Consider the following 12,548-nt stretch of genomic DNA (forward strand, 5'->3'; position numbering starts at 1 on the left):
ATTGCCCATGACTCAACAGGAAACCTATGAAAGCACGTTAGCTCACGTCAACACCTATTCCAATCCTTCGGAGCTTCGCATTACCGACATTCGTTTTGCCGATATCGCAGGAGCTCCCATGCACTGCAGCCTGATCAAGGTGTTCACGAACCAAGGCATCGTTGGCTTCGGCGAAGTGCGCGACGGCGCCGACAAACAGTTTGCCCTTCAGCTCAAAAGCAGACTGCTGGGCGAAAATCCGTGTAATATCGACAAGCTGTTCCGCAGAATCAAGCAATTCGGCGGACATTCCCGGCAAGGCGGCGGCGTGAGCGGCATCGAGATCGCCCTTTGGGATATTGCCGGCAAGGCTTACGGCATGCCCATCTATCAAATGCTGGGCGGCAAATTCCGCGACAAGATCCGCATGTATTGCGACACCGACGTTGACGGTAAAGATACGGGGAAAGCTATGGGCCTGGCGCTGCAAAAAAGAATGGAACAAGGCTACACCTTCCTTAAGATGGATCTGGGCATCAATCAAATTATTAACGAGCCCGGAACGTTAAGCGCCCCGCTTGGTTTCTTGGAGGATATGAAAGCGCTGTCCAAAGCCTGGTATTCCCGAAAGCATTCGAATCTTTCCGAGCATCAGCTGCGGGAAATACGCAGCCGCCACTACGATATTTATAACATCGCGCATCCGTTTACGGGCATCCATGTAACGGAAAAAGGTCTCGACATGCTGGAGCAATACGTGGCAGACGTTCGCATGGTCGTCGGCTACGAGGTACCTCTTGCGGTAGACCATTTCGGGCACATCGGCTTGCAGGATTGCATCAAGCTAGGACGTCGCATCGAAAAGTACAACCTGGCTTGGATGGAAGACATGATTCCGTGGCAATACACAAACCAATATGCCCAGCTCGCAAGCGCGGTGACAACTCCGGTCTGCACCGGAGAGGACATCTATCTCAAGGAGAACTTCAAACCGCTCCTCGAATCCGGCGGCGTATCCGTCATCCATCCCGACGTGCTTACGACGGGCGGTATTCTGGAAACGAAAAAAATCGGCGACATGGCCCAGGAATACGGTGTTGCGATGGCTATTCATATGGCGGAGAGCCCAATCGCCTGCCTTGCAGCCGTGCATGCCGCAGCCGCCACGGAAAACTTCCTGGCGCTCGAATACCATTCCGTCGATGTGGAATGGTGGGACGATCTAATCGTCAGCAAGCTGCCAAAGCCGCTGGTCCAGAACGGCTTCATTCATGTACCCGATGCGCCGGGCCTTGGCATCGAATCGCTTAACGACGAGGTTATCGCGCAACATCTGCACCCTGAGATTCCAGGACTCTGGCTCCCTACCGACGAATGGAACGGTTACTGGTCCAACGACCGTCTCTGGAGCTAAGCTGCAAGACAAAAAATAAAGCGAGGTGTCCGATATGAAATTTAATAATGCCGAAGATACAATTCAGTTATCGCCGCTATGGCAAGGCGAGCGCTTTCCCGACGGCCGTCCCAAAGTGCCGTCCAGCGTTCTTGCCCGATTAGGCAGGATCACGCTCGAGGAGGCTTGGGGCCCCCTCTGGTCGAGAGGATATCATTATCAATTCGAGGGCGATTTCAAAATCATTCACCCGAACAAGGTGATGGTTGGCCGCGCGGTTACGGCCGTAATGGTGCCTAAACGTCCGGATTTGCATGATACGCTGCTCAATTACGGCCATGAGCAAGAGGATCGCAGAGGCTTTTTCAACCAATGGGTGATCGATTCGCTGGAGGAAGAGGATGTCGCTGTTATTGATATGTTCGATAAAATCTATCAAGGCACCTACGTAGGAGGCAACCTGTCCACCGCTATCTCAACCCGTACGAAGACCGGAGGGGCCGTTATTTGGGGCGGTATACGCGACAATCAGCAGGTTCAGCAAATCGAAAACATTAATGTTTTCTATCGGGGCAGCGATCCTACCGCAATCGCCGACGTCACGATGGTTGGCATGAACGTTCCCGCCCGCATTGGCCGGGCCGTCTGCCTCCCCGGCGACGTTGTGCTTGGCACGCCCGCAGGCGTCATCTTCATCCCGGCCCACTTGGCGGAATTGACGGCAACCCATGCGGAAAAATCGCAGGTCCGCGACGTGTTTGGCTTTGCCCGCTTGAACAGCAGAACCTATACGACGGCGCAAATCGATGCAGCCTGGACGACGGCCATGTGGCAGGACTTCATTCAATGGTTCGACACCGACACAGCTGCCCTGCCTTACCGGCATTTGACTTGGGAGCAGGAGCTCGAAGAAGCGCGCCGCAATGAAAATAGCGGCCCTTCCAGCGATGTCCGGTTATGAGGTAAAATAGGAATAAAAAGGAGCTTAATTAATGGATAAAGCGATATTAGGCCGTACCGGTCTGCAGATTACGAAATTAAGCTACGGAGCCATGGAAATACGCGGACCCCGCGTATGGAACGGAAGACCGGTCGAGGACGCCGATGCGGGCATCATCCTGAATACCGTACTCGACGCGGGCATCAACCTGATAGACACTTCTTACGATTACGGCCGCAGCGAAGAACTAATCGGCCGCTTCATCAGTCACCGCCGGAACGAGTTTATTCTAGCCACAAAATGCGGCTGCTGCGTCACGAACCGCGGCGAGCATGACGAGACGTCCCATATTTGGACGCGCGATAATCTGCTTCATAACATCGATACAAGTTTAAAGCGCATGAAAACCGACTATGTCGACGTCTTGCAGCTGCATGGACCAACGGTGCAGCAAGCCGAGGAAGGCGCGCTGGTCGACGTCCTGAAGGAAATTCAAGCCAGCGGCAAAGCCCGTTACATCGGCGTTTCCTCTTACCTTCCGAATCTTCCGGCATTCGTGGACTGGGGAGCATTCGATACGTTCCAGCTGCCCTACTCCGCCCTGGAACGAGAACACGAGGATTGGGTGACGAAAGCCGCGGGCACAGGAGCCGGCATCATCGTGCGCGGCGGCGTTGGCCAAGGCGAACCGGGTATCGGGCGAGGTTCGGAGGAACGCTGGAGCGCATGGGAGCAAGCGAAGCTGGACGACCTCTTGGAACATGGCGAGCAGCGGACCGGGTTTCTGCTTCGTTTCACCCTCTCCCACCCTTCCATGACGACAACGATCGTGGGCACCAAGAATCCCTCCCACTTGGCGGAAAATCTCCGTTGCGCCGAGCTTGGCCCGCTTCCAGGCGACGTCTACGAGGAAGCAAAGAAACGACTGGACGCCATCGGGCGGACGGCAATCGCGAAATAAAACAAAAACGAGCCAAGGGAATTTGAATTCCATTGGCTCGTTTTTATTTTCAGCGTTTACCCTTTAACCGATCCAGCCGTTAAACCCCGAATGAAGCTTTTCGAACCAATTGCGAATAGAACAAGCACCGGCAGCGTTCCGATCGACAGTCCAAGGATTTGCGCCGCAAGATCGGTTCTGTACGCGGAGCCCAGCGTCGTGATGCCAAGCGGGATGGTGTACATCTCCGGCTTGTTAATGACAATTAACGGCAGCAGGTAATTATTCCACGACCAGAGAAAGACCAACAGCGACAGCGTTGTTAATGCCGGATAAATAAAGGACAGCACGATCCGGAAGAAGATCCCCAGATCCGAGCAGCCGTCGATGCGCGCGCTCTCGATCACCTCGACCGGTACCGCGCCGCGAATGAACTGCGTCATCCAGTATACTCCAAACGCATTTGCCACCCATGGCAGGATTAGCGGCATCAACGTATCGGAAAGGTTCAGATATCGCATCTCGATCACGTACGCGACCAGGCCAAGCTGGCCCGGAATCATCATCGTCAGCAGAACGGCCCCGAAAATTTTCGATTTAAACTTAAAATCGTATTTCGCGAACGCAAACCCGGCAAGCGCGCTGACGAACACCGACAGCAGCGTGCTGGCAGCCGAGACGACAAAACTGTTCCAGTAGGCCAGATCAAACCGGCTCGCTGCAACCGTCTTGAAGTTTTCCACAAGGTAGTTGCCCGGATAAAGTACGATCTTCGTAAAAAGGTCTTCGTTCTTGTAAGTCCCCATAACAACCATAATGTAAAACGGCAGCAAGGCGACGATCGACAGCAGCGCGATACCAAGCGTCGCAGTAACCGTACGCGATCGTGTACTCATTTAGGATTCCTCCCTGTAGAACTTGGTGCCAACAAACGAGAACACGGCAATAATAACGCAAAGTCCGTAAGCGATCGCCGCGCCTAGTCCGTAACGAGTTGTACTGCCAAATGCCGTATCATACATATTCCAGACGGTCGTCAGGCAGCAGCGTTCCGGTCCGCCGATGACGGCAGACGCCGAGCCCATTCCTGCGCCGCCAAGCAGCAGCATCGGCTCCTCAAGCAATTGAAAGCCGCCGATGATTCCCGTAATGGCAACGAAGGTTGTGACCGGGCGAAGCAAGGGCAGCGTTATGGTCCAGAACGCTTTCATGCCGGTCGCCCCGTCGACGGCAGCCGCCTCATGCAAATCCTTCGATATGTTAGCAAGTCCTGCCAGATAAAAGATCATCGTGTAGCCAAAGCCCTTCCAAAACAGCATAAGGATGATGACGATACGGGCATACATCGGTTCGCCAAGCCAATAGATCCCTTCGTCGATGAGCCCGAATTCGAGCAGCAGCTTGTTGACGAAGCCGGCCTGCCAATCGAACAGCAGGTTGAACATGAGACCGACCGCAACCGGCGTGACGATATACGGCAGGAAGTTGACGAGCTGGAAAAAAGCCTTCCACTTCACGAATTTGCTGTAGAGCAGCGAAGCAATCGCAAGGCCAAATGCCATCTGAAGTGGCAGCGATACGGCCACGAACAGCAGCGTATTCCCGACTGAGGTGAAGAAGTAGGAGTCGGGATTAAACAGAAAGGCATAGTTGTCCAGCCCAACAAACGTTTTTTTACCAATCCCGTTCCAGCTCGTCAGACTCACGTAGAACGAAAACAGGATTGGAATCAGGCCAAAGGCCGCGTAGAACAGCATATACGGTGACAGAAAAAGATACGGCGCCCATTTTCGCTTCACCACATCCATCATTCTCACTCCGATCGTTATAAGGTCACGGAAAGCGCAAAGAGCGGCCGCCCGGCCGCTCCCAGCGTCTCTTCCGCATCGGGCTCGCCGTTAACCGAACGTGATGTCCGGTACTTTCGCCTTCAGCTCTTTTTGGATCCTGTCCATCGCCTGCTCCACGCCGAAGCTTTTATCCTTCGCGAGAGTCTGCAGCACGATGCTCATTGCTTCATCAAGCACCTGGTCGTTCACGTTCTCGGCAACGTCGGTCGTTACCCCGGAGATGTCTACGAAGAACTTCTCCCCAATATCCTGGCTGCCGAAATTCTCCCACGTCCAATTCGAGAATTCTTTATTCTGATACGCCTCTTTGAAATGGGTAAATACGCCGTCCTTCTTCTGCGCTTCCGCGCCTGCCTGCGACATCGAAGTAAACTCGATCCATTTCCAAGCCAGCTCGGCGTTCTTGGCGCCTTTCGGAATGCCGTGCGACGAACCGCCGCGGATATAACCGCCATCCGGTGCTACCATCAGCGCCCACCGGTCAGGCTTCTTGTCGTTTGGTCCGATGACGTATTGCGGCATCCAGACCGGGCTTGGGGTAAACATGTATTTATCGCCGCCAAAGGAGGCGTTCCAGGCCGGCGTCCATTGGTCGAGCTTGTCTACGATTCCCGCATCGCGGAATTGGACAAGCCGCGTTACTATGCTTTGAAGCAGCTGAACGTTTAACTTGTTATCATCGAAGTACGGCTGATCCCGCTGACCCTTCAGAATATCGTAGACACCGCCAAGGCTTGGGAACATCATGACCTTGCCGCCGCTCTTGTCGAGCACCTCTACGCCTTTGGCGATAAACGCATCCCAGTCAGGCAGCATCGCTTCCATCTCTTCGGGATTGTCCGTGCCTAGATACTCCTTGGCGAGCGACTTGATGTAAGCAACCCCGGCAACGCTCATATCGTCCGGAATAGCAACCAGATGGTCATTCATGGAGAATGCCGGAGCATCATACTCGAATAACACGTTGCGGTCCGCATTATAAGGGTCGGCCTCCAAATCTTGCAGAATATCCATGCTGAAAATCTTAGCCTTCTGCCCGCGCTCGATCCGGATAACGTCCGGCAGCTCGCCGCCCGATGCGATCGTCGTCTGCAGCTTCTTCGGAACATCGGCCGCTTCGACCTGTACTCTCTTAATCTTGATCCCCGGATATTTCTCATTGAAAGCCGCTATCGCGGTCGGGTGCTCCGGCTCCCAAGTCCAGAGCACGAACTCCCCTGTAAGCTCCTTATTGCCTCCGTCTGCTGCAGCACCGTTATTCTCTGTTTCTGCCGCCGGTGTGCTGGTTTTGACGTTCCCGCCGCTGTTGCCTCCGCTATTCCCGCCGCTTCCGCCTGAACATGCGGCTAGCAAACTAACAAGAGTCAAAGCGGTCATTGCCTGCGCGATTCCTCTTCCCCATTTCGAACGACGCATCCCAAATCCTCCCTTAGGTTTTTGGTTACGCTCTCATCATATACAAGTCACTATGAAAGCGTAAACATAACAAAACTGCACTCTTGGTCGGGATTCTGCACTTTGCTTCACCGGCCTTAATACGTAGAGTATAATGGATTCAAATATGGACATGGGAGGCTGCCTTCGATGAAGATCATATTGGTTGATGATGAACGCATTGCCCTTGAGCATATACGAGCGCTAATACCATGGGAAGAGAACGGATATGAGATCGCAGCTGCGGCAACAAACGGCCGAAGCGCGCTGCGGCTCTGCGAAGAGCATCGTCCCCAAATCATGATCGTGGATATCCGTATGCCGGTCATGGATGGGCTTGAGCTTATTCGAGCGGTAGCCGAACGCGGCTGGGGCGTCAACTTCATCGTAATGAGCGCATACGAGGATTTTAATTATGCCCGTCAGGCGATATCGCTCGGCTGCGTGTCGAGCTACCTTGTTAAGCACGAGGTTAATCGAGACAAGCTTATACTAGAACTTGCGAAAGCAAAGCTCGCTTGGGAGATGAATGAGCGGCAGCGCAAGCTCTCCCGTTCCGAACAACTGAAGGAAGCGTTTTTTGCCAGAAGTCAGCCTGCCAAGCATGGCGGTCATATCGCGCGTCCGCCGCTATGCGCGCTGCTCCTGCAAGCAGATATGCCGTTCACGACAATCCCATCCATCGTCACGGCGTCGCCCGATACTCGCGGGGCTATAGGATGGACGGAATGCTTTAAACTTGCGGAGAAAACAGCCAACTGGGAATTAATCGGGGAATTCGCGCATGGGCCCGGCCGGCTGGTTGCATTGTTCGAGCAGCGCGATAAAAGCGTCTCCCTGCAGCGTGAAGCTTTTTATGGAATCGCATCAACTGCGCAGCGCGAGCTCGAAGACCGGCTTGGTTATACCGTCTCTTTCTATTTCGCGTTCGAATACGCCGATACGGCGCAGTTGCCCGCTTTGATACGCAAGCTGGAAGAAGCCGCGCGTCACACCGTGTTTTCCGGCCCCAATACTCTTGCATGCGCTCATGATCTTCCCTTGCCGACCCGTATGTCACCTGCGAATGTGGATGGCAGCCGCCGGTGGCTTGAGGCATTGGCAGCCTGTTTCGCACAAGAGGATTACGGCAGTTTTGAAAGCGTTATCAAGGAATGGTTCGACAGTCTCGCGCAGCCGGAATGGAACTTGAACGGTTTGTACGAAGCCATCCGTGCGCTGACCACCCTGTATCGCGAACGGCTTGCGGCAGCGGGACTTCCCGAAGTGGATCCGCTGGATCTACGAACGGTTGGTCAGCTGTATCACGTAACCGATATACGCAACCGTTTCCTCCGTGCTTTCGGCGAGTTAGGCGAGCAGGGATCGGCTTCCCTCAAACAGCTGTCTCCAAAGCTTCTGCAGGCCATACGCTACCTCCATGCTCACTTCCAGGACGAGATCGGGGTCGAGGATGCCGCTATCGCAACCGGCATTAGCGTAAGGTATTTGCATGAGCTATTTAAGAGGGAGCTCAACCGCACCTTTCTTGATTACTTGACCGAATACCGAATTAAGCAGGCGAAATTAATCCTTATGCGCGAGGACGCCAAAATGGCCGAAGTGTCCGCTCGCGTCGGCTATCGTTCTCCCCAGCATTTCAGTCAGGTGTTCAAGCGGCTGACCGGCGTTCTCCCCCATCAGTTCCGTGCAAAGGAGCAGGCCCGATGACCAGGCTTCGCACCGTCATTTTCTGGAGAATCGTTATCGTCGCTGCCTTCAGTTTTCTGCTGTCCATAGCCTTTACCTACTATTACTATAATCATATCCTGATCGGCCAAATGATGCAGGAGGACAAAGCGAAGCTGAGCCAGACGGTTCGACAGCTCGACTACATGTCCGATGATATTTCAAAATTTACGTTAACGCTTATCATTGCCGAGCAGCTGCAGGAGTTTTACAAAACGTATGATCAGCTCGACACGTTTGATCAGTTCAAGGCTTTGCAGAGCACGTTCAAGTTTGTCGACGGTTACAAGGGACTTCGCAAGGAGGTAACGAGCTACGCGCTTATACTCCCGGACGGGCGAGTGTTCTGGAACGCGGCTGGCAACGACAGCTATTTCAGTGAGCGCTTAAAGGAGCCATGGTACTTGAATTTCGTCCAGTCCGGAACCGAGTACGGCTTCACCGAGCCTCATCGGATGCTTGCAGACCAGAAACCGTCTTCCGAGACGGCGATCATTAGCTATGTCGTGACGGTACGCGATATCGAGAAGCCTGGACAGACGATCGGTAAATTCATCGTCAATCTCGACTACAGCCATTTTCAATCGACGCTCGACTTTAGTCCTTTCGATAACTTAACCTGGCTTAGCGATTCCGGCGACGTGCTCTATGTTAAGCCGAATGACGGGGAGCAACAAATAGCCCGCCTCGTTCAAGATCTTGATGACGGCACGAACAAGGACGGGGCTTTTCGCGTGAATAACGGCTACCTGCTTGTCGACCGGTTCGAAACGTCCGGCTGGCGGCTAGCCTCCTTCATCTCGCAAGCTTCGTTGTTCGACCGCGCCAAGATCGTCTTGTACCTGCTCGGCTTCTTCACGCTCGTCAGCACCTCGCTTATCCTTGCGCTTATGATTCCGGCCATCCTCCGCATTACTCGTCCGATCATGCGGCTGTATAATGCCATGAATGCGGTATCGAGCGGTAATTTGCAGGTATCCGTGCAGATCAGTACCGGAGATGAGATGGAGAAGCTAGGGAACGGGTTCAACCGGATGACAAGCCAGCTCAGGACTCACATCGAGGAATCGATCCAGCATGAAAAAGACAAGCGCGAGCTCGAAATGGAGCTCCTATTGTCGCAGCTGAATCCGCATTTTGTCTACAACACGTTGAATGCCGTTATTTACATGGCCCAAAAACAAGGCAATGAAGACATCGTCCGCATGGTCTCCGCTTTTATTCGCGTGCTTCAAGACGCGGTGAAGACGGGAGGAGACGATTCGCTTGTCCCGCTCCACAATGATGTCGCGCTGCTGCGGGATTACATTGACATTCAATCGTACCGGTACGCCGATATGTTTAAGGTGGAGTGGTCGCTGGAGGAGCAATCGCTTCCTTATCTCGTGCCGCGCATTCTGATTCAACCGTTTGTGGAAAATGCCATTTTCCACGGCATATGTCCAAAGGACGAGCCCGGCACCATTCGTATTGCCGCTTATGAGTCCGAAAACCAGCTTATAATTACCATCGAGGACGATGGGATCGGCATCGAGCCGGAACGGCTGCAGAAAATTTGGGAATCGCATGAGAAAAAGAGCAGCCCGGGTCTGAGGCATATCGGTCTTAGCAATACGAAGAGGCGTCTGGAGCATTTGTTCGGAAGCCTTGCGTCCGTACAAATTGAGAGCGAAGCCGGTTTAGGTACCCGTGTCTCGATTCATCTACCTAAGATAAGCAAATAAGCAATTCCATCGTTATAAAATATAAAAAGCTGATTATCGGATTTTCCGACAATCAGCTTTACCCCTTATTTCATTGCTATACAAAACCAAAGCCCAGGATCGTAAAGCGCTTGCCTTCCTGTCCTTCAGCCATTTTGATTTCAACCGTATGCTCTGTGGACTCTAGCTCCCGGAACAAAATAATAGCGTGGCAGCGCGTCCACCGGACAGCGTGAGATTCCGCCAATCTCGCAAGCTTTCCGTCTACCCAGACCTCCGCGTTTCCGAAATCATCGCTTCCGGAATTTTTATAGACAAGGAGCAGACTTTTGCAATGAATCGTCATGAGGAAGCTCTCGCTGCCCGCATCCGGTGTTCGCATCCAATTGAAAGGGAACTGGGGCGTGCCGTAGAAATGGTCATCCAGTTCCGCGAACTGCAGCTCGGTATCAGCCAAGCCGAAGCTCCCTTCCGTAATCCTGGCCATCTCCCGGAGATGATTCCGGTCCAGCAGGCGAACGTCAACGAAATCATTGCCGAACACGGGAGGTATTCCAAGGTTAATATCCAATTGATTCGTTTCGCCGCGGTCAATTTCCGAAAAAAGCCGGTTTAAACAATCGGCCATGATGCGGTGTCCCGCATTGGTCGGATGATAAATATCGCTGAAAAACTGCTCCTTGGAAATGACTTTGCCTTCTTCCCGTGACTTGTAGAATTGTTCCGTCACCGCATCCTTGATGCTTACCATGGGCAGCCCGTAACGTTTGCCGACGGGCGAAAGGCGTTCCTGCAAATTCCAATCGTTCTCGAACACGCTGAACAGCAGAATTACGGCCGGCTCGTTGCCTGCGCCAAGAGCTTTCAGCACGAGGCTCTCGTAACAAACGCCGTTCGTTTCATCGTCGGCGTCGTTGACCGCAAACTCGATAATTACGATATCCGGCTGTACCGTTCCGTCTCTACGGACATCGCGGTCATAACGAAGCATGCCCAGCTCGGAAGGCGTTCCTCCAACTCCCGCTTTGATTAAGCGGATATGATCGCCTCCCTCTTTTCCGAATCTTCCCTTAAAGCCGGTATATGTTTGGTACGCGTAACAAGCAGTGTGGAGAGGTTCTGCTCCGGCACCGTGCGTAATGGATCCGCCTATGAAAGCTAGCGTAACTTCTCCGCCGCCCTTCGCTTTCGCGATAGCGGCTTGCAGCCTTTTATTATTTCCTTTGTCCAGAAGCGATCTGGCAATCATGGCGCGATAATGATCCGAGTCGAAATCAACCGGCTCCGCTGCCTCTTTTGTCTTCTCCTCCATGCTTTTTCACCTCCGGTTATTCAAGCTTTGACGGATCCGCAATTGCCCAAAATGCCGGCTTGGCCTGCAGCTGCTTATCGAAAAGAAGCGGCGCTTCCGTCCGGGCAATCGGAAAAGTGCTGAGCCAGGTATGATTATCGGCAATCCCCCAGAACACAACGGCGCTGACAAGTCCTTTATTTGACCGTAGCGCTTCGAACAACTCCTTGTAACGCTCCGCCTGCTTCCGCAAAATCTCCTCCGGCACCTGCTCCCCGTAATCGGATCGATCGCTCCAGTTATAGATGCTCATATCCAGCTCGGTTATTTGGTTATCCAGCCCCAGCTCCTTGAATTTCTTCATCGAATCCACAATATTAGAGATGGACGGGTTATAAATGCTGATATGGGTCTGATGACCAACGCCGTCAATGGGAACTCCGTTATCTAGCATTTTTTTCACCAACTCGTACAGGAGATCCCGCTTTCTTGGATCATCCGTGCCATAGTCGTTTATATACAGCTTAATCCCAGGCCCTCCCGCTTCCCGCGCGGCACGGAAGGCGGTTGCGATATAGTCCGTCCCCGTGATTTTATACCAGTTGCTGTTTCGCATGCCGCCCGGATCTGCCGGCTCTATCACTTCGTTTACGACATCCCAATACGTAATGTCATCCTTATACCGCCCGACGACAGCCCGAATGTGAGCAGCCAGACGGTCAAGCAGAAGCTTCTTGTTTGCTTCCCGCTTCTTGGCATCCGTCTCGTCGGCCATCGGGTTACCGTCCGCGTCCAGGAAGAACCAGTCCGGTACCTGGCTGTGCCATACAAGGGTATGAAAGCGGACAGCCATGCCGTTTGCTTTGGCGAAAGCAACGATGCGATCGGCCTGGTCCCAGTTGAATTTTCCTTCGGCGGGCTGAATGGAAGCCGGCTTCATGGCGTTTTCCGCGACGAGCATATTGACATGCTTCTTCATAAGCTCAGCCGTTAGACCGGCCGTTTGGTCCGGTTCAAGCGCGGCTCCGATTGCAAAATCTTCTTTGTACGCCTCCGCCAGCGACGGTATATCCGTTTGTACGGAAGGCGCTGTCGCTTCAACCGGCTCTTTCTTCTTCGAAGGCTCCGTCACAGGCTCAGGCGATGCCGCTAAATCCGTAGACGGAGCTGGGGCTTCCGCAGTCTCCGCCGGCTGTTCGGGTTTGTTCCATAACAACGTGACAAGGAGCGCTGCCAGAAGAACCAGGGTAACGATAATAACAATACGCTTTCGAAATGGCAGCATTATAC

General features: G+C 53.4%; 10 protein-coding genes. 5 read left to right on the plus strand and 5 right to left on the minus strand.

What is annotated here, in order from left to right; genetic code table 11:
- The first annotated feature begins 7 nt into the window (after positions 1 to 7).
- Genes WFJ73_RS10510 through WFJ73_RS10520 form a run of 3 tightly spaced genes read left to right on the plus strand, consistent with a single transcriptional unit; the run spans position 8 to position 3,273 of the window.
- The gene (locus WFJ73_RS10510) at positions 8 to 1,393 is read left to right on the plus strand and encodes a mandelate racemase/muconate lactonizing enzyme family protein (RefSeq protein WP_336772979.1); all 1,386 of its coding nucleotides are present in this window, start codon (positions 8 to 10) and stop codon (positions 1,391 to 1,393) included.
- A gap of 34 nt (positions 1,394 to 1,427) precedes the next feature.
- The gene (locus WFJ73_RS10515) at positions 1,428 to 2,333 is read left to right on the plus strand and encodes an RraA family protein (protein ID WP_336772980.1); all 906 of its coding nucleotides are present in this window, start codon (positions 1,428 to 1,430) and stop codon (positions 2,331 to 2,333) included.
- Between the two features lie 31 nt (positions 2,334 to 2,364).
- Positions 2,365 to 3,273 carry an aldo/keto reductase gene (locus WFJ73_RS10520; protein ID WP_336772981.1) on the plus strand — a complete coding sequence of 303 codons (909 nt, stop codon included), beginning with the start codon at positions 2,365 to 2,367 and terminating at the stop codon, positions 3,271 to 3,273.
- 56 nt (positions 3,274 to 3,329) lie between these two features.
- Here the strand turns inward: WFJ73_RS10520 and WFJ73_RS10525 are convergent, their stop codons facing one another.
- The 3 genes from WFJ73_RS10525 to WFJ73_RS10535 form a co-directional block, all read right to left on the minus strand.
- Positions 3,330 to 4,148, minus strand: coding sequence for a carbohydrate ABC transporter permease (locus WFJ73_RS10525; RefSeq protein ID WP_336772982.1), 819 nt, complete (start codon positions 4,146 to 4,148; stop codon positions 3,330 to 3,332).
- Positions 4,149 to 5,063, minus strand: coding sequence for a carbohydrate ABC transporter permease (locus WFJ73_RS10530; RefSeq protein WP_336772983.1), 915 nt, complete (start codon positions 5,061 to 5,063; stop codon positions 4,149 to 4,151). It abuts the gene before it with no gap.
- 87 nt (positions 5,064 to 5,150) lie between these two features.
- Positions 5,151 to 6,518, minus strand: coding sequence for an ABC transporter substrate-binding protein (locus WFJ73_RS10535; RefSeq protein WP_336772984.1), 1,368 nt, complete (start codon positions 6,516 to 6,518; stop codon positions 5,151 to 5,153).
- A 168-nt stretch (positions 6,519 to 6,686) separates the two neighbouring features.
- Between WFJ73_RS10535 and WFJ73_RS10540 the strand changes: the two genes are divergently transcribed.
- Positions 6,687 to 8,246 (plus strand): response regulator transcription factor, encoded by a 1,560-nt coding sequence (locus WFJ73_RS10540; RefSeq protein WP_336772985.1) that lies wholly within the window; start codon positions 6,687 to 6,689, stop codon positions 8,244 to 8,246.
- Positions 8,243 to 9,988, plus strand: a complete 1,746-nt coding sequence (locus WFJ73_RS10545; protein ID WP_336772986.1) for a sensor histidine kinase — start codon at positions 8,243 to 8,245, stop codon at positions 9,986 to 9,988. The genes WFJ73_RS10540 and WFJ73_RS10545 overlap by 4 nt, the downstream gene beginning before the upstream one ends.
- A gap of 76 nt (positions 9,989 to 10,064) precedes the next feature.
- On the opposite strand, the gene WFJ73_RS10550 is transcribed toward WFJ73_RS10545, so the two are convergent.
- Complete coding sequence (locus WFJ73_RS10550; protein WP_336772987.1) at positions 10,065 to 11,279, minus strand: SGNH/GDSL hydrolase family protein; 1,215 nt, start codon at positions 11,277 to 11,279, stop codon at positions 10,065 to 10,067.
- A gap of 16 nt (positions 11,280 to 11,295) precedes the next feature.
- On the minus strand, positions 11,296 to 12,543 hold the full coding sequence (locus tag WFJ73_RS10555; protein WP_336772988.1) for an endo-1,4-beta-xylanase: 1,248 nt from the start codon (positions 12,541 to 12,543) through the stop codon (positions 11,296 to 11,298).
- Positions 12,544 to 12,548: the final 5 nt, after the last annotated feature.

The organism is Paenibacillus sp. MMO-58, from assembly GCF_037146255.1.
Lineage (GTDB): Bacteria > Bacillota > Bacilli > Paenibacillales > Paenibacillaceae > Pristimantibacillus.